The organism is Mesorhizobium sp. P160219 (assembly GCF_057786095.1).
Genome location: NZ_JBYNWG010000001.1, coordinates 878141 through 895345 on the forward strand (window position 1 = coordinate 878141; position 17205 = coordinate 895345).

At 63.7% G+C, this 17205-nt stretch carries 14 protein-coding genes and 1 pseudogene; 7 read left to right on the forward strand and 8 right to left on the reverse strand.

What is annotated here, in order from left to right; translation table 11 throughout:
* Positions 1-66: 66 nt before the first annotated feature.
* The 4 genes from AC3EMP_RS04415 to AC3EMP_RS04430 are packed head-to-tail and all read left to right on the forward strand — an operon-like array spanning position 67 to position 3771.
* Positions 67-771, forward strand: coding sequence for a CerR family C-terminal domain-containing protein (locus tag AC3EMP_RS04415; protein ID WP_027048731.1), 705 nt, complete (start codon positions 67-69; stop codon positions 769-771).
* Positions 768-1721, forward strand: coding sequence for an HlyD family secretion protein (locus AC3EMP_RS04420; protein WP_023739818.1), 954 nt, complete (start codon positions 768-770; stop codon positions 1719-1721). Before AC3EMP_RS04415 ends, AC3EMP_RS04420 begins: the two co-directional genes overlap by 4 nt.
* Positions 1718-2638: an ABC transporter ATP-binding protein gene (locus tag AC3EMP_RS04425; protein WP_023673289.1), complete on the forward strand. Its 921-nt coding sequence runs from the start codon at positions 1718-1720 to the stop codon at positions 2636-2638. Before AC3EMP_RS04420 ends, AC3EMP_RS04425 begins: the two co-directional genes overlap by 4 nt.
* Positions 2635-3771: an ABC transporter permease gene (locus tag AC3EMP_RS04430; protein WP_023681282.1), complete on the forward strand. Its 1137-nt coding sequence runs from the start codon at positions 2635-2637 to the stop codon at positions 3769-3771. Before AC3EMP_RS04425 ends, AC3EMP_RS04430 begins: the two co-directional genes overlap by 4 nt.
* A 4-nt stretch (positions 3772-3775) precedes the next feature.
* On the opposite strand, the gene AC3EMP_RS04435 is transcribed toward AC3EMP_RS04430, so the two are convergent.
* The 3 genes and pseudogenes from AC3EMP_RS04435 to AC3EMP_RS04445 form a co-directional block, all read right to left on the reverse strand.
* A complete protein-coding gene (locus AC3EMP_RS04435; protein WP_023681283.1) occupies positions 3776-4375 on the reverse strand; it encodes a DNA-3-methyladenine glycosylase in 600 nt (199 codons plus the stop codon).
* A gap of 17 nt (positions 4376-4392) precedes the next feature.
* Positions 4393-4773: pseudogene (locus tag AC3EMP_RS04440) on the reverse strand (nuclear transport factor 2 family protein).
* Positions 4774-4781: 8 nt separating this feature from the next.
* Positions 4782-5759: a threonine ammonia-lyase gene (locus AC3EMP_RS04445; RefSeq protein WP_023673293.1), complete on the reverse strand. Its 978-nt coding sequence runs from the start codon at positions 5757-5759 to the stop codon at positions 4782-4784.
* A gap of 193 nt (positions 5760-5952) precedes the next feature.
* Here AC3EMP_RS04445 and AC3EMP_RS04450 point away from each other — a divergent pair, with 193 nt between their 5' ends.
* A complete protein-coding gene (locus AC3EMP_RS04450) occupies positions 5953-7974 on the forward strand; it encodes a hydantoinase/oxoprolinase N-terminal domain-containing protein (RefSeq protein WP_023741340.1) in 2022 nt (673 codons plus the stop codon).
* Positions 7975-8098: 124 nt separating this feature from the next.
* The gene (locus tag AC3EMP_RS04455; RefSeq protein ID WP_023744874.1) at positions 8099-10270 is read left to right on the forward strand and encodes a malate synthase G; all 2172 of its coding nucleotides are present in this window, start codon (positions 8099-8101) and stop codon (positions 10268-10270) included.
* Positions 10271-10475: 205 nt separating this feature from the next.
* On the opposite strand, the gene AC3EMP_RS04460 is transcribed toward AC3EMP_RS04455, so the two are convergent.
* On the reverse strand, positions 10476-12008 hold the full coding sequence (locus AC3EMP_RS04460) for a YifB family Mg chelatase-like AAA ATPase (protein WP_023673178.1): 1533 nt from the start codon (positions 12006-12008) through the stop codon (positions 10476-10478).
* Between the two features lie 247 nt (positions 12009-12255).
* Entirely contained in the window at positions 12256-13320 is a 1065-nt protein-coding gene (locus AC3EMP_RS04465) for a glycosyltransferase (RefSeq protein ID WP_155929503.1), read from the reverse strand.
* 184 nt (positions 13321-13504) lie between these two features.
* On the opposite strand from AC3EMP_RS04465, the gene AC3EMP_RS04470 reads away from it, so the two are divergent.
* Positions 13505-14578: a glycosyltransferase family 2 protein gene (locus tag AC3EMP_RS04470; protein WP_196814800.1), complete on the forward strand. Its 1074-nt coding sequence runs from the start codon at positions 13505-13507 to the stop codon at positions 14576-14578.
* Between the two features lie 92 nt (positions 14579-14670).
* Here AC3EMP_RS04470 and gshB read toward each other — a convergent pair whose 3' ends face one another.
* From gshB to AC3EMP_RS04485, 3 genes are all read right to left on the reverse strand, one after another.
* Positions 14671-15624 carry a glutathione synthase gene (gene gshB / locus AC3EMP_RS04475; protein ID WP_023687497.1) on the reverse strand — a complete coding sequence of 318 codons (954 nt, stop codon included), beginning with the start codon at positions 15622-15624 and terminating at the stop codon, positions 14671-14673.
* An 80-nt stretch (positions 15625-15704) separates the two neighbouring features.
* Positions 15705-16079, reverse strand: a complete 375-nt coding sequence (locus AC3EMP_RS04480; RefSeq protein ID WP_023710381.1) for a GtrA family protein — start codon at positions 16077-16079, stop codon at positions 15705-15707.
* Between the two features lie 3 nt (positions 16080-16082).
* Positions 16083-17087, reverse strand: a complete 1005-nt coding sequence (locus AC3EMP_RS04485; protein WP_023710382.1) for a glycosyltransferase — start codon at positions 17085-17087, stop codon at positions 16083-16085.
* Positions 17088-17205: the final 118 nt, after the last annotated feature.

Sequence of the window (17205 nt, forward strand, 5' to 3'; positions counted from 1 at the left end):
CGACATGGCAAGCGGCCGTAGATAATCAATTTGACTTTAATCAATCGATTGATTAAACACGCCGACATGATCAAATCCGCGCCCGACAAAATGCCCCGCCAGGAGACATCGCCCGCCGAGCAGACGCGCGCCGCACTGGTGCTGGCCGCGCTCAAACTGTTCGGGCGGCAGGGCTTCGACGGCACCTCGACGCGCGAGATCGCGGCGGAGGCGAAGGCCAACATCGGCTCCATCGCCTATCATTTCGGCGGCAAGGAAGGGCTCCGCGGGGCCGCCGCCGACCACATCGTCGAGACTATCCAGGCGGTTGCCGGCCAGGCGCTCGGCGGCATGCAGCTGCAAGGTCAAGCCAGTTCAGAGACGGCGCGGGCGCAGCTCACGACCGCATTGGAGCGGATGGTAGGATTTATCGTCGCCCGGCCGGAGGCGGGCGATATCGTACAATTCGTACTTAGAGAGTTGTCGCATCCGACGGCCGCCCTCGACCGCATCTATGACGGGGTGTTCGAACCGACGCATCGCCGCCTCTGCCAGATCTGGGAACAGGCGACGGGCGAGCCGGCCGAAAGCGAGGCCACCAAGCTCGTGGTCTTCACGCTGATCGGCCAGGTCATCTATTTCCGCATCGGCCGCGAAGCAGTGATGCGTCGTATGGGCTGGCGCGAGATCGGTAACACCGAAGCCGCCAAGGTGGTGGCGGCGGTCACAAGCAATCTTGGCGCCATACTGGCGGCCCGAAATCCGGTCGCCCGCAAGGAGAGCAAGCGATGAGTTTTCTCTGTTCCCTGCCGCTCGCAGCCCAGCTGTTCGGCGCCTGCGCGCCGGCAGCGCCGCTTGCCGTCGGCTATGTCGAGGGCGACTATGTCTTGCTGGCGCCGATCGAAGTGGCGCAGGTCGAGACCGTCGCGGTCAAGCGCGGCGACCGTGTTGTATCAGGCACGCCGGTGGTGACTCTCGAAAGCGCCGACGCAAAAATCGCCGTCGCCCAGGCAGAGGCCGCGCTCGCCCAGGCGCAGGCGCAGCTGGCCGACCTGCAGATCGGCAAGCGGCCGGAGGAGATCGCGGTGCTGAAGGCCGAGGTCGACATGGCCAAGGCCCAGGCCACGGATGCCAAGCGCAAATACGACCGCGCCGCCGACCTGTTCAAGCGCGGCGCCGGCACGCAGGCCGACTACGACACCGCCGCCGCGACGCTGGAGACCGCCAATGCGCAGGTCGGCCAGGCGCAGGCCAACCTCGCCGTCGGCGGTCTGCCTGCGCGTCCCGAAACGATCAAGGCGGCAGACAATCAGGTCAAACAGGCACAGTCGGCGTTGGAACAGGCTGAGTGGCGGCTATCGAAGCGCGTGCTGGCGGCACCCTCGCCCGGCCGCATCAATGACGTCATCCGCAATCCCGGCGACACCGCCGGTCCGACCGCGCCTGTCATTTCGATGTTGCCGGACGGTGCGGTAAAGCTCAGCGTCTATGTCCCGGAAAGTGCGTTCTCGTCGATCAAGGTCGGCACGCTGCTTGTCGTCCATTGCGACGGCTGCGGGCCGGAGGTGAAGGCGCGCGTCAGCTATGTCTCGCCCGACCCGGAATTCACCCCGCCGGTGATCTACTCGCTCGAGAACCGGCAGAAGCTGGTCTACCTCGTCGAGGCGCGGCCTGAGGGCAAGGCGCAAGCGCTGCAGCCGGGACAGATCGTCGATGTCGAGCTGGCGGCCTCCGCAAAATGAACGCCATCGACGTTCATGGCCTGGTCAAGCGTTTCGGCGACAAGACTGTCGTCGACCATGTGACGATGACGGTGGCCGAGGGCGAGATCGTCGGCTTTCTCGGGCCCAACGGGTCCGGCAAGACGACGACCATCCGCATCATGTGCGGCCTGCTGACGCCCGACGAGGGCGAAGGTACGGTGCTGGGTTTCAACATCCGCACCGAGTCGCTCCGCATCAAGCGCGAAGTCGGCTACATGACGCAGAAATTCTCGTTCTACGAGGATTTGACGATCGGCGAGAATCTCGAATTCGTGGCGCGGCTCTACCGGCTGAAACCGGTCGAGGAGCATGTGTCGAAAACGCTGGAAGAGCTTGGCCTGACGAGCCGCCGCAACCAGCTCGCCGGCACGCTGTCGGGCGGCTGGAAGCAGCGGCTGGCACTGGCCGCCTGCATCATGCACAAGCCGAAGCTGCTGCTGCTCGACGAGCCGACCGCCGGCGTCGATCCGAAGGCGCGGCGCGAATTCTGGGACGAGATCCACCGGCTGGCGAGCGGCGGTCTGACCGTGCTGGTGTCCACCCACTACATGGACGAAGCCGAGCGCTGCCACCGAATCAGCTACATCTCCTACGGCAAGATGCTGGCCACCGGCACGGTGGACGAGGTGGTGACGAATGCCGGTCTGACCACCTTCGTGCTGCAGGGACCGCGCCTCGACCAGGTCGCCGATGCACTCAGGGACCGGCCCGGCGTCGACCAGGTGGCGCCGTTCGGCGCGACGCTGCATGTCGTCGGCTCCGACAAGGCAAAGCTCGAAAAGGCGCTCGCCGATGTCGAGAAGGAGCACAAGGGCGTCAGCGTAAAACCCGGCGAGACCAGCCTCGAGGACGTCTTCATCCAGTTCATGTCCGGCTCGAAGGACAATATGGCATGAACAGCGTCTTCTCCTTCGCCAGGCTCGGTGCGCTGCTGATCAAGGAATTCATCCAGATGCGGCGCGACCGCATCACCTTCGCCATGATGCTGGGCGTGCCGCTTTTGCAGCTGGTGCTGTTCGGCTACGCCATCAACAACGATCCCAAAAGCCTGCCTGCCGCACTGGTGGCGACCAGCAACGACCCCTACACCCGCGCCATTGTCGCGGCCCTGCAGACGACCGGCTACTACCGCTTCGACCATGTTGCGCAAAGTGCCGAGGCTGCCGAATTCCTGATGGCGCGCGGCGATGTCGCCTTCGTCGTCACCATCCCGGCCGATTTCGGCCGCCGGGTGGAGCGCGGCGACAATCCGCAGATACTCATCGAGGCCGACGCCACCGACCCGGCCGCCGCCAGCGGCGCCATCTCGACGCTAAGCAAAGTGGCCAGCCAGGCGCTGCTTCGGGCGCAAGGCATGCAGGAGGCGGCGAGTGAGGCCGCCAGGGGCCAGCTCGATGTGGTGGTGCACCAGCGCTACAATCCGGAAGGCATCTCGCAATACAACATCGTGCCCGGCCTGCTCGGCGTCATCCTGCAGATGACCCTGGTGATGATGACCTCGATCGCGCTGACCCGCGAGACCGAGCGCGGCACGATGGAAAACCTGCTCGCCATGCCGTCCAGCCCGTTCGAGATCATGCTGGGCAAGGTGCTGCCCTATCTTGTGGTCGGTGGCGTCCAGGTGGTGGTGGTGCTGGCGGCGTCGAAGCTCTTGTTCGCCATCCCCTTCACCGGTTCCATGTCGCTGCTGCTTACAGCCGTATTGGTGTTCGTGCTGGCGCTGGTGCTGCTTGGCTACACCATCTCGACCATCGCCCGCACGCAGATGCAGGCGCTGCAGCTGACCTTCTTCTTCTTCTTGCCGTCGATCCTGCTGTCCGGCTTCATGTTCCCCTATCGCGGCATGCCGGGCTGGGCGCAGACCTTCGGCGAGATTTTTCCGCTGACGCATTTTCTGCGCATCACCCGCGCGGTGATGCTGAAGGGCGCCGAACTGCCGGCGGTTGCGGGCGAGATCGCCTGGCTGGTCGGGTTCGTGGCCCTGTTTGCCGGCGTCGCATTGGTGCGGTTCAGGCGCACGCTCGACTGAGCGTTCAGGAATTGAGCGATGGCGGACCGCTGACGAACGGACTGCCCCTGACATAGAACCGCAGCGGGCGGTCCGCATCCTTCGTGATGCCGATGCGGATGCCTTGGCCGATGTCGCCGGGCTCGTGCTCGTCGGCTGCCAGCCATAGCGGGCCTTGGCGGCACAGGTCGAGGCCGTCCAGCGAACGGTCGATCCGCAATGCCTGGGCGAGCCGCCCCGGCCCGCGCGCCAGGTCGCGCAGGCGCTCCACGCCCCGGTTCAGCCGCATGATGGCGATGCCTTCGAGCGGCTCCAGCGCCCGGATCAGCACGCCGGTGCCGGTGCCCGGCCCCTCGCTCGAGACATTGAGCATCCAGGAGACCCCATAGGCGAGGTAGACGTAGGCGTGTCCGGGCCCGAGGAACAGCGAACGGTTGCGCGGCGTCATGCCGCGATAGCCGTGCCCGGCGGCGTCGCCGGTGACATAGGCCTCGGTCTCGACGATACGGCCGCTGACGATGCCTTCCGGCAGCTCCCGCACCACGAGCTTGCCGATGAGATAGCGGGCGAGATCGGCCGTATCATCAGGCAGTTCGGCACGATCGAGCGGATGGTGGCCGGTCATGCTACCGCCGCCGTGTTTCAAGGTATCCGTTCGACCCATTGCGCGCGCGACTGCCCCGGCTCGAACGGATCGCCGAAATACTGGGTCTCGCGAACCACCTAGCCATCGACGAACTCCATGATGCTCACCGTATAGGACGGAATCCCGTCATAGGTCAGGACATATTCGGTGATCCAGAGGTCGCCTGACCCGGTGATCCGCCGCACGGCAAAGCGCTTCCGGTTGGGCTGCGTGGCGCGCGACGACTGGATGTTGTGCCGTCCGCTGATGCGCTCGCCTGACTGCGGATAGTCAAGCACCGCGTCGTCGCGATAAATCTGATGCTCCGTCTCGAAATCATTGGCATCGGAGGCAGCCCAATGGCGATCGAGAGCCGCCCTTATCTCAGCGTCTGCCATATCGGTTCTCAGGCCGCGGCCATGATCTCGGCGTAGGTGGTGAAATCGACATTGCCGCCTGACAGCACGACGGCGACGCATTTGCCCGACAGTTCGATCTCGCCTGACGAGAGCGCCGCCAGCGCCACGCAGCCGCCGGGTTCGACCACCAGCTTGAGATGGGCCATGGCGTCGCGCACCGCCTGTGCGGCCGCCTTGTCGGAGACGGCGATGGCGCCGGCGAGGTTCTTGCGGTTGATCTCGAAGGTGATCGCGCCGGGCTCTGCGGTGAGGATCGCATCGCAGATCGAACTGTGGCCGGGCTCGTTGGAAACCCTTTTTCCTTCGATCAGCGAGCGGCGGGTGTCGTCGAAATGCTCGGGCTCGACGGCCCAGACTGCCGTGGCCGGCGAGGCATCCTTGACGGCGATCGAAATGCCGCTCGTCAGGCCGCCGCCGCCACAGGGAATGACGACCGCGTCGAGGCTGACGCCGAGCGCTTTTGCCTGGCGCATCAGTTCGAGACCGATCGTGCCCTGGCCGGCGATGATGGCCGGATCGTCGAAAGGAGGCACCAGCACCATGCCCTTGTCCATGTAGGGTCGCACCACCGTCATGCGGTCGTCGCGAAAGCGGTCGAACGGCACCACTTCGGCGCCCATCTTGCGGACATTGGCGATCTTCATCGCCGGCGCGTCGGCCGGCATGGCAATGACCGCCTTGACGCCGAACATGGCAGCCGCCGCGGCGACGCCCTGAGCATGGTTGCCGGAGGAGAAGGCGACGACGCCGCGGCTGCGCTCTTCTTCGCTCAGCGAAGACAGTTTGTTGTAGGCGCCGCGGAACTTGAACGAGCCGGTGCGCTGCAGCGTCTCCGGCTTGAACAGGATGCGGCCGCCGAAGCGCTTGTTGAGTTCCAGCGATTCGATCAAGGTCGTTTCGGCGATCAGGCCGGAGAGCCGTGCGGCGGCGGCATGGATGTCGGCGATGCCGGGAAGCGTGGTCATGGCGAAGTCCTGAAAGCGATGAGTTCGGAGCATGGTGCACGCAAAGGCAGGCCACGCACCAATGAAAAAATGTGACCGTTACAAAGTTTGGCGGGCATGAGCGGCGACGAGGTCAAACTGGCCCACCTCTCCCGCCTTTATCCGCCGGGCCGTATCGGCTAAGGGCGGGGAGCAGAATTCCGGACCGCCAGAAATGACCGCCAAGCCAAAACCCCTGTTCCTCGGTATTGACACCGGTGGCACCTATACCGATGCCGTGCTGTGGTCGGAACAAGGCGGGCCAAAAGGCAATGTGCTGGCCAAGGCCAAGGCGCTGACGACGCGGCACGATCTTGCCGTCGGCATTTCCGGCGCGGTCGATGCGGTGCTGGAAAAATCGGCCACTGATCCGGCCGCCATCAAACTCGTGTCGATGTCGACGACGCTCGCCACCAATGCGCTGGTCGAGGGCCAGGGTGGGCGTGTGGCGCTCATCATGATCGGCTTTACCGGGGCCGACCTTGCGCGCGACGGGCTGAAGACCGCGCTCGGCACCGATCCGGTGGTGTTTTGTCCGGGCGGCCATGACGTGCACGGCAATGCGGCCAAGCTCGATCTGTCGGATCTGGAAGCGGCGATCCCTGAACTCGGCGCCTCGGTGTCGGGCTTTGCCGTCTGCGCCTATTTCGCCACCCGCAACCCGGCGCATGAACTCGCCGCGCGCGACTTCATCCGCGAAAAGACCGGCCTGCCGGTCACCGCCAGCCACGAATTGTCGGCCAAGCTCGGCGGCCCGCGCCGCGCGCTCACCACCTTGCTCAACGCCAGGCTGATCTCGATGATCGACCGGCTGGTGGCGGCAACCGAAGGATTTTTGGAAGCCCGCAACATCGCAGCGCCCCTGATGGTGGTGCGCGGCGATGGCGCGCTGGTTTCGGCGGCGTTTGCCCGCCAGCGGCCGATCGAGACCATCCTCTCCGGCCCGGCCGCCAGCCTGGTCGGCGCCCGCCACATGACGGGCCTGGACAACGCCATGGTGTCCGACATTGGCGGCACCACCACCGATGTCGCCGTGCTCGACGGCGGCCGTCCTCGGCTCGATCCCGAAGGCGCCACTGTCGGCGGCTTCCGCACCATGGTCGAGGCGGTCGCCATGCGCACCTTCGGCCTCGGCGGCGATTCCGAAGTGGCGCTGGAAGATGGCGCGCTCAACCCGAAAATCCTGCTCGGGCCGCGCCGCCTGGTGCCACTGGCGCTGGCCGGCATGATGCATGGTGTTTCCGTGACATCGGAGCTCGAGCGCCAGCTCAGGGCGCCCAACCCCGGCCGCATGGACGGCCGCTTTGCGTTGCGCACCGGCGTGCCGGACAGGCTCGCCGCCGGCCTGACCGCGCCCGAGGCGAAACTGTATGAACTGATTGGTGCCGTGCCGCTCGCCATCGACAGGCTGCTCACCTCGAACGCCCAGAACGCCACGCTGAACCGGCTGGTCTCGCGCGGTCTTGTGCATATCTCGGGCTTCACCCCCTCGGACGCCGCCCATGTGCTCGGCAAGCAGGCCAACTGGGACCCGCTTGCGGCCCGGCTCGCCGCCGAACTGTTTGCCCGCAAGCGTGATGGGCGAGGCCAGTACATCGCGCCGTCTCCGGAGGTGATTTCCGAACGCGTGCTACTGACGCTCACGCGCTGGTCGGCCGAATACATTCTGGAGACAGCCTTTGCCGAGGATGGGCTGGATGGCGCCGCCACCGTCGCGCATGCGCTGGTGCAGCGCGCCGTCGATTCCCATCCCGGCATCGCAAGGCTCAGCGTCGCGCTCGATCGTCCGGTCATTGGCCTCGGCGCCTCGGCGCCGCTGCACTATGCCGGCTTGGCCGAGCTGGTCGGTAATGAGTGCGTGGTGCCGGAGGATACCGATGTCGCCAACGCGCTCGGCGCCGTCGTCGGCCAGGTCCGCGTCTCCGCCGAAGCCCGCGTCAGCCAGCCTAAGGAAGGTTTGTTTCGTTTGGCGTCGGGGCAAACGGTGCGCGACTTCACGGACGAGGCCGAGGCGATCGCGGCAGCGGAGGCTGATGTGCGGGCGATCGTAGCCGCGCGCGCGAAGGATGCCGGCACGGATAATGCCGAGATCGACGTTTCGACCGAGTTCAAGGTGTCTACGGTTGAGGCCCAACGGATGTTTATCGAAGCGCATGTGGTGGCGGTTGCATCGGGTCGGCCGAGGATTGCGGTTTAGGGTAATCTCCCCCACGAGGGGGGAGATCCGCAGCTTCAAAATCCCCGGCTTCACCCTAAGCTGAATTGACCCTTCACCCCTGACATGCCAAAGGCCGCAAAGCCTTTCATCTGGAGAAGCCCTGATGACCGATCGCGTCGAGATCGCCGGATTGCGGATTGCCCGCGAACTGCATGACTTTGTCGGCGAAGCGCTGCCGGGTACCGGTATTGCCGCGGACGTTTTCTGGAACGGCTTTTCGGCCATCGTGCATGATCTGGCGCCGAAGAACCGAGCGCTGTTGGCCAAACGCGACGCCATGCAGGAACAGATCGACGCCTGGCACCGCGCCAATGGCGCGCCCATCGATATGGAGGCCTACAAAAGCTTCTTGCGTGAGATCGGCTATCTCGTGCCCGAAGGGCCGGCCTTCTCCGTGTCGACCGACAATGTCGACCCCGAGATCGCCAGCGTTGCCGGGCCGCAGCTGGTGGTGCCGGTGATGAATGCGCGTTATGCGATCAACGCCGCCAATGCTCGCTGGGGCTCGCTCTACGATGCGCTCTACGGCACCGACGCCATTGCCGAGACCGGTGGCGCCGAGAAGGGCAAAAGCTTCAACCCCGTGCGCGGTGCCAAGGTGGTTGCCTGGGCGAAGAGTTTTCTAGACGAGTCCGTGCCGCTCACCTCGGGCAAATGGGCCGGCGTGAACGGGCTGACGGTTTCGGGTGGCACCTTGCGGCTCGGCGCCGGCGCCGGCGGCACCACGCTGGCCAACCCGAAACAATTTGCCGGCTATCGCGGCGACGGCGCCAACCCGGAAGCCATCCTGCTGGTACAGAACGGCCTGCACATCGAGATCCTCATCGACCGCACCAACCAGATCGGCCGCACCGACCCGGCCGGCATTGCCGACGTGATCCTGGAATCGGCGCTGACCACCATCCAGGACTGCGAGGATTCGGTCGCGGCGGTGGATGCCGAGGACAAGGTCATCGTCTACCGCAACTGGCTCGGCCTGATGAAGGGCGATCTGGCGGAGGAAATCAGCAAGGGCGGCAAAACCTTCACGCGCAAGCTCAATCCGGACCGCGCCTGGACCGCGCCCAGTGGTGGCGCGCTGAGCTTGCCCGGCCGCTCGCTGATGCTGGTGAGAAACGTCGGGCACCTGATGACCAATCCGGCCATCCTCGACCGCGATGGCAACGAGGTGCCGGAAGGCATCATGGATGCGGCGCTGACGGCGCTGATCGCGCTGCACGATGTCGGCGCCAACGGGCGTCGGATGAATTCCCGCGCGGGCTCGATGTATGTGGTGAAGCCGAAGATGCATGGGCCGGAGGAAGTCGCCTTCGCAGTCGAGATTTTCGACCGCGTCGAAGCGCTGCTCGGTATGGCGGCAAACACCATCAAGATGGGCATCATGGACGAGGAGCGGCGCACCACCGTCAACCTCAAGGAGGCGATCCGCGCCGCGAAGGAACGCGTCGTGTTCATCAACACCGGCTTCCTCGACCGCACAGGCGACGAGATCCACACCTCGATGGAAGCCGGGCCGATGATCCGCAAGGACGACATGAAGCAGGCCGCCTGGATTTCCGCCTATGAGGCGTGGAATGTCGACACCGGGCTGGAATGCGGTCTGGCCGGCCACGCCCAGATCGGCAAGGGCATGTGGGCGATGCCGGATCTGATGGCGGCGATGCTGGAACAGAAGATCGCGCATCCCAAGGCCGGCGCCAACACCGCCTGGGTGCCGTCGCCGACGGCGGCGACGTTGCACGCCACGCACTATCACAAGGTCGATGTCCATGCCGTCCAGGCGGCGCTCAAGAGCCGGCCGAAGGCGAAGCTCGATGATATATTGTCGGTGCCGGTGGCGGTGCGGCCGAACTGGACCCCCGACGAGATCCAGCGCGAACTCGACAACAATGCGCAAGGTATTCTTGGCTATGTCGTGCGCTGGATCGACCAGGGCGTCGGCTGCTCGAAAGTGCCCGACATCAACGATGTCGGCCTGATGGAAGACCGCGCCACGCTGCGCATCTCCTCGCAGCACATCGCCAACTGGCTGCACCACAAGGTGTGCTCGCAGATCCAGGTGATGGATTCGCTGCGGCGCATGGCAGCGATCGTCGACCTCCAAAATGTCGGCGACCCGCTCTACCGCCCGATGGCCACCGATTTCGACAATTCCATCGCCTTCCACGCCGCCTGCGACCTGGTGTTTAGAGGCCGCGAACAGCCGAATGGCTATACGGAACCGGTGCTGCACGCACGGCGGCTGGAGCTGAAGGCGAAAGAGCGGGCGAATTAGCGCCTGCATTTCCCTCCCCCTTGAGGGGAGGGTGGCCCGAAGGGCCGGGTGGGGTCCTGCGTGAAGTGCGGCGACTCCCTTCGGACGACACTACAAGCAATGTCATTGCAGAGGCCCTTTCTCGGCTCGGCTCCAAAAAGATCGACCATTCTTCGGCGACCCCCACCCTGCCGCTTCGGGGCCACCTTCCCCTCAAGGAGGAGCGTTACGCCGCCTGCGCCACCCGCTCCGACATCATGCGGTAGGAAATCGCCTCGGCCAGGTGAATGCGGCCGACGGTTTCTCTCGCTTCGAGATCGGCCAGCGTGCGCGCCACTTTCAGCACCCGATGATAGGCGCGCGCGGAAAAGCCGAGCTTTTCGCTGGCGTCCTTCAACAGAGACAGGCCGGCGGCATCCGGCATCGCGATGTCCTCGATAACAGAAGGCGAGCAATGCGCGTTGGTGGTCGCGCTGGTCACGCCGAGCCGCTCGAACCGTTCGCGCTGGATGGTGCGGGCGCGCGCGACGCGCTGCGCAACGGCGGCACTTTTCTCCGCCCGATCCGGCCGGATCAGATCGGCGGCCGAAACCGCAGGCACCTCGATCCTGAGATCGATGCGGTCGAGCAGCGGGCCGGAAATGCGCGCCTGGTAGTCGGTGCGGCAGCGCTCACCGCGCAGGCAGCGATAGCCGGGCTCGCCGGCCATGCCGCAACGGCACGGGTTCATCGCCGCCACCAGCTGGATGCGCGCTGGATAGGTGACGCGGTGGTTGGCGCGCGCGATCATGCAGTCGCCGGTCTCCAGTGGCTGGCGCAGCGCATCCAAGGTCTGCGGCGTGAATTCGGGAAACTCGTCGAGGAACAGCACGCCGTTATGGGCAAGCGATACTTCGCCCGGCCGCGCCCTGATGCCGCCGCCGACCATTGCCGCCATCGAAGCCGAATGGTGCGGGGCGCGGAACGGCCGCCGGTCGGTGAGCTTGCCTTCGCCGAGCTCGCCGGCCACCGAGGCGATCATCGAGACTTCAAGAAGTTCCTTGGGCGCCAGTGGCGGCAGAATTGAAGGCAGCCTCTGCGCCAGCATCGATTTTCCCGAGCCGGGAGGCCCGACCATCAACAGATTGTGGCCGCCGGCCGCCGCCACTTCCAGCGCCCGCTTGGCGCTTTCCTGGCCCTTGATGTCTGAAAGGTCGGGCAGGTCGCGGGCCGAGACATGGATGCCGGGCTCGGGCCGCGACAGCACCTGCGTGCCGCGAAAATGATTGGCGATGGCAATCAGGCTGCGCGGCGCCAATATGTCGAAATCCTTGCCCGCCCAGGCCGCTTCCGGCCCGCAGCCGAACGGGCAGATCAGGCCCTTTCCCTCGGCATTGGCGCCGATCGCCGCCGGCAGCGCGCCGGCCACCGCGGCAATGGTGCCGTCGAGCGACAATTCACCCAGCACGACATAAGACGCCAGCATATCGCCCGGAATGGCGCCGAGTGCCGCCATCAGGCCGAGCGCGATCGGCAGGTCGTAATGGCTCCCTTCCTTGGGCAGGTCGGCAGGCGCCAGGTTGACCGTCACCTTCTTCGACGGCATCGACAGGCCCGAAGCGTGCAGCGCCGCCTGCACCCGCTCGCGGCTTTCGGCCACCGCCTTGTCGGCCAGGCCGACAATCTGCATGCCGACCTTGCCCGGCGCGATCATCACCTGGACATCGACCGGTACGGCCTCGATGCCCTGGAAAGCAACCGTGCGAACCCGCGCCACCATCTTGCTCTGCCCCCGGATATCGGCTCGCCTCGGCCTTGTGGTTCAGACCGCGAGCGACGTCAGGACAAGACAACCATAGATTTCAGGCCAAGGCAAGAACATTACAGGAACATGCATTCGTGGTGGCTGCAGCGCGCTGTGCCGGTTGCAAAAAAGGAAGATGGCCAAGCAAAATGGAACGGCTGCTCCGCCTCCTCGACCGCGTTTAAGGGCGACTAGGCCCTTCGGCGATCTGAGGGTGTTGCTTCTAAGCGGTGATGAAGGCATCGACCGAACCTGAAAGCGATCGATCGATCGCGACCTGCGGTGGAAGCCACTCCATGACAGGATATCTGAAAGGCCAAGGCAGGGCGATCCGGCGCGAAGAGCCGCTCTCCAGAAAAATCTCGTTTACAAGGTCTATGAACCGCCCGCGGTCTCGTTCGATTCGTTTCAAAGTTTGCGAACGAATGTAATCCCGGGGAATTCGTCGCTCCTTCAGCGCTAAGACAGCCTCCGCGATGGATCGAGGATCGGGTGGAACTGTGAGCGAATAGTCGTCATCCAGATAAAGGTCTCGGCCGCCATGGTTCGGCGTCGTGACCACTGGAAGGCCCGCGAGAAGATATTCCGTGCTGGCGAACATTGGTCCTTCCAGGTGAGAGAGACAGATTCCCACGGCTGCACGATTTAGATGCGTGTTCACCTGAGCCGGTGCCAATCGGACAGGCTTGCCGGTGCCGTCAAACTCGTTGATAAAGACGTGATGCGGCGCGAGCTCCCTATGCCGATTTATTCGCGCTCTTTCCGACTCCGTCGTGGAGGATCCGCTTGAATCTCGATAGAAGACAAATGCGCAACGCTGGATGCCAAGCGACAAGTCATGGCGCTTCCACGGAGCCAGCTGCGCATTGTAGATTGCATCAAATTCTACAGGGACGTCATCGAGAGGCCTGAATATGTGTTCGGAGGTTGTTGACGTCTTGTTGTGCAGGACGGCGGCCTCGCCGGACTGGTTCAACAGATCAGCCTCTGGCTGAGTGTTGGAAAGGAAGATTAGCGAGTGACGGGGGTTCTTGAGTCTATGCAGAACGGCATAGGTCCGGATGGTTTTGACGCTAGCACTGTTTTCGATGGACCAGGTTGGCGAGATGAGAAACCAGGCGCGGTGGCTGCGTGGACGGAAAGGCATATGACTTGCTAATCCGAGCGGCGTACCGGACATTCCCGAATAGGATATGAACGGATCGTCCGACAGCAAACTGGCCTGAAGAGCAGGTTGCGACTTCGCGGAAGGGTGCCCTTTTCTGAGGTTGTGGCCATGACGCAGCATGGCTCTGACAATCTCGAATTTGGTAGGAGGGCGATACCCGTGCTGTAGGGTCAACATGCGGCAATTGCGATCTTGAGTGCGGAGAAAAACTCGCTTCGATAGAGAGAAATTTGGCAAAGAAACACCGCCAGTTGATCGACGGAATATCTCAGGCGATCAAATCTGGTGTACGGAGAAGCGCCTCTTGAAAGAAAACATCGTCCCAAGCGGAGCTGGTTCTCACATCGCGCTACCAACCGTATCCGTTTGCGTAGGCTGTTTCAATCAAGAGGCATTCATCGACACTGCGATCCGATCCGTAGCGGCGCAGACATACACTGCGTTCGAATGCGTGGTGGTCGATGATTTTTCGACCGACGGTTCCCGCCGAAGGATTGAAGAGTGTCTGTCCCAGCTTGGCGACAGTCGTTTCCGCTTTCTGCCCCGACTGCAAAATGGCGGGCAGTTGACAGCAATGATGACCGGGCTTGACGCGACAGCCGGGCCCCTGATCTCCTTTCTTGACGGTGACGATGCATGGCATCCTGACTTCATAGAATGCCATGTGAGAGCCCATCTCAGCCACACCCGTATCGCGGCGATGTCGAGCTCCGATGAGGTGGTGATAGATACGGCCGGCAAACTGCTTGCGGGCGGTCATCCCGTATTCCACCTGAATGACCCGCGATCGATGCCGAAAATGAGCGGCTACCTGCATGTCGACACCGAAGCTGACCCGACATTATTATTTATTGATCGGGGCACCGTGGGTTGGTTTTGGTCAACCACATCGGGGATGATGTTTCGTCGAGCTCCGCTTGAAATCATGCGTCCATCCGATCCGGACGAAATAAAGATATGTGCCGATGGTTATATGGCTCGTGCCGCCCATATGATCGGCGGAACCGTGAGGATTGGGCGGGCTCTTGGCAGTTATCGGCTTCACGGCGGCAATGGCTGGGCGGACGGGCGCATCCTGGGTACCGGAGTTGGCCTCGGCAGGATGTCGCCTGATACTGAAATAGCGATACGGCGGGCACTGGCCAATCGTTGGTGCGAAGTGGCGCCGGGACTGGAGCATTTAATCTCCCGCCACTCAATGCGCAGGACCTTGGTCGACCTGATCGGACTGTCTGCGGCTTTCGCATTGCTGGAAAAGAACTCCGATGCGGGTTTTCTGCTGAAAGACTGGGCAACACCACAGCGAAAATTGCAGACCAGACTTATCGGTCTCCTTCCTCCGAAACTGAGGCCTCGGCGCTTCCGGGACATAGTTTGATTTGATGAGCCGCTTGCTCGGCAGTCTTACCCGATAAAGAGCATCCTTCGATGCTTCTCTGGACCCACCAAAGTCCTCCGTAGCAACGCACACTACGCGGCCGAATTGCGCCGCATTTCCTCCACCGCGTCCCAGAACAGGCTGGCGATATCCGCGCCGCCAAAGCGTTGCACTTCGCGCACGCCGGTTGGCGAGGTCACGTTGATCTCGGTCATGTAGTCGCCGATCACGTCGATGCCGACCAGGATGAAGCCGCGCTCTTTCAGCGACGGGCCGATGCGGGCGCAAATCTCGCGTTCGCGCTCCGTCAGCTCAGTCTTTTCGGCGCGGCCGCCGACATGCATGTTGGAGCGAGAATCGTGGTCGGCCGGCACGCGGTTGATGGCGCCGACCGCCTCGCCGTCGATCAGGATGATGCGCTTGTCGCCCTTGCGCACATCCTTCAGATAGCGCTGGACGATATACGGCTCGCGTGACAGCTGGGCGAACATTTCGAGCAGTGAGGCGAGGTTGCGATCGTCTTCCTTGAGATGGAAGATGCCGGCGCCGCCATTTCCGTAGAGCGGCTTGACGATGATGTCGCCGAACTCCTTGCGGAAGGCGGCGACCTCCTGGGGATCCTTGGTGATCAGCGTTTCCGGCATCAGATCGGGGAATTCGGTGACGAAGATCTTTTCCGGGCTGTTGCGCACCCAGGCCGGGTCGTTGACGACCAATGTCTTCGGGTGAATGCGCTCCAGAATATGCGTGGTGGTGATGTAATTCATGTCGAAGGGCGGATCCTGGCGCAGCAGGATCACATCCATCTCCGACAGGTCGGTGCGCACCTTGTCGCCCAGCGTATAATGATTGCCCTTCTCGTCGCGGAGCTTCATCTCTTCGATGCGGGCAAACACCTTGCCGCCCAGCATCGACAGCCGGTCGGGCGTGTAGTGGAACAATTGGTGGCCGCGCCGCTGCGCCTCCAGCGACAGCGCAAAGGACGTGTCGCCGGCGATCGAGACGGTGGAGACATGGTCCATCTGGACGGCGATCTTCAGGGGCATCTTCCGGTCTCCAGCAGGCTCTGTCGCCGATATACGGAACTTGGCGGCTTCTGCCAATCGCGCTTGCTTGGCCCAGACCTTTAACGGTCGAAGACCAGCCGGGAGTAACCGAGGAACGACAGCGCCATGGCGACCGGCGAGGCGACGGCAAGTGCCGCCAGCGGCGGCAGCGCCGGCAGCGCAAACAGGATGGCGCAGTAGACGAGATAGTTGACGATGCTGGTGGCGATGCCGACGCCGCCATAGCGCGCGCCCTCCTGCGCCACGCCGCGGCTCGACGGCGAAAAGGTCAGGTGCCGGTTGATCTGCCAGGTGACGCACAGCGCAAAGCCGATCGACAGGACACGGGCGACGAAGGGACCGAGCGGCGTCAGCGCCAAGAGCAGCCAGAGCGCCGCGGCATCGGCGACGAAACCAACGCCGCCTGCCAGGACGAAGCGGGCGAGCCGGCTCACGGCTCAGGCGGCCCGGGGCGTCTTGCCCGGTTCGGCCTTCGGGATTTCACCAGTGCGTTCGCGCCGTTCGACCCGGCCTGACGGCACCGAGAGATAAAAAATGCGCTTCTGCTCGGCGCGTCCGCGCGATACCGAATCGAGGATCAATCCGGTCACCATCGCAAGCATCGAGAGCAGCAGCAGGCCGACCGACAGCACCCAGGTCGGCATGCGCGGCACGAGGCCGGTCTGGGCGAATTCGATCAGCACCGGCGTCATCAGGGCAAGGCTCGACGCCAGGAAGAAAATCGCGAAGGCGCCGAAGAAGCGCAGCGGCTGCGTTTCCTTCATCAGCATGGCGAACATCCACAGGATCCTGGCGCCGTCGCGATAGGTCGACAGCTTCGACGACGATCCCTCAGGCCGGCGGCCATAATCGAGCGCGATCTCGCTCACCGGCAGTTTGAGCTGCGAGGCATGCACCGACATTTCGGTCTCGATCTCGAAGCCGCCGGAAACCGCGGGAAAGCTCTTGACGAAACGCCTCGAGAAGACGCGGTAGCCGGAGAAGATGTCGGTGAAGTCGGCGCCGAACAGCCGCTTGTAGAGGCTATTGAAGATGCGGTTGCCGAAGGCATGGCCGGAACGGCCGGCATCGTCGGTGACGCCGCGCCTGGTGCCTACCACCATGTCGCAGCGCTCGGTCTGCAGGATGTTGATCAGCAGCGAGGCATCTTCCGGCGCATAGGTGCCGTCGCCATCGGCCATCAGATAGATGTCCGCATCGATGTCGGCGAACATGCGCCGCACGACATTGCCCTTGCCCTGGCGCGGCTCGCGGACGACGATGGCGCCCGCTGCGCGCGCCTTGAGCGCGGTCAAATCCCTGGAATTGTTGTCATAGACATAGATCTCGGCCGACGGCAGCGTCTCGCGAAAGCGCCGCACCACCTCGGCGATGGTCAGTTCCTCATTGTAACAAGGCAGGAGCACGGCAATGGCCGGCTCATGGCGGACTTCGTGCGGCATTTCCGTCTCCCGACGCCCGGCGGAGCCTCCGGCCGCGCTCATATGCGGCCTCGCTCAGGCGACTTTACTATTTATTGAAGCTGTTAAGGCTAGGTTTAAGGCCGCAGTCTTTCCGACG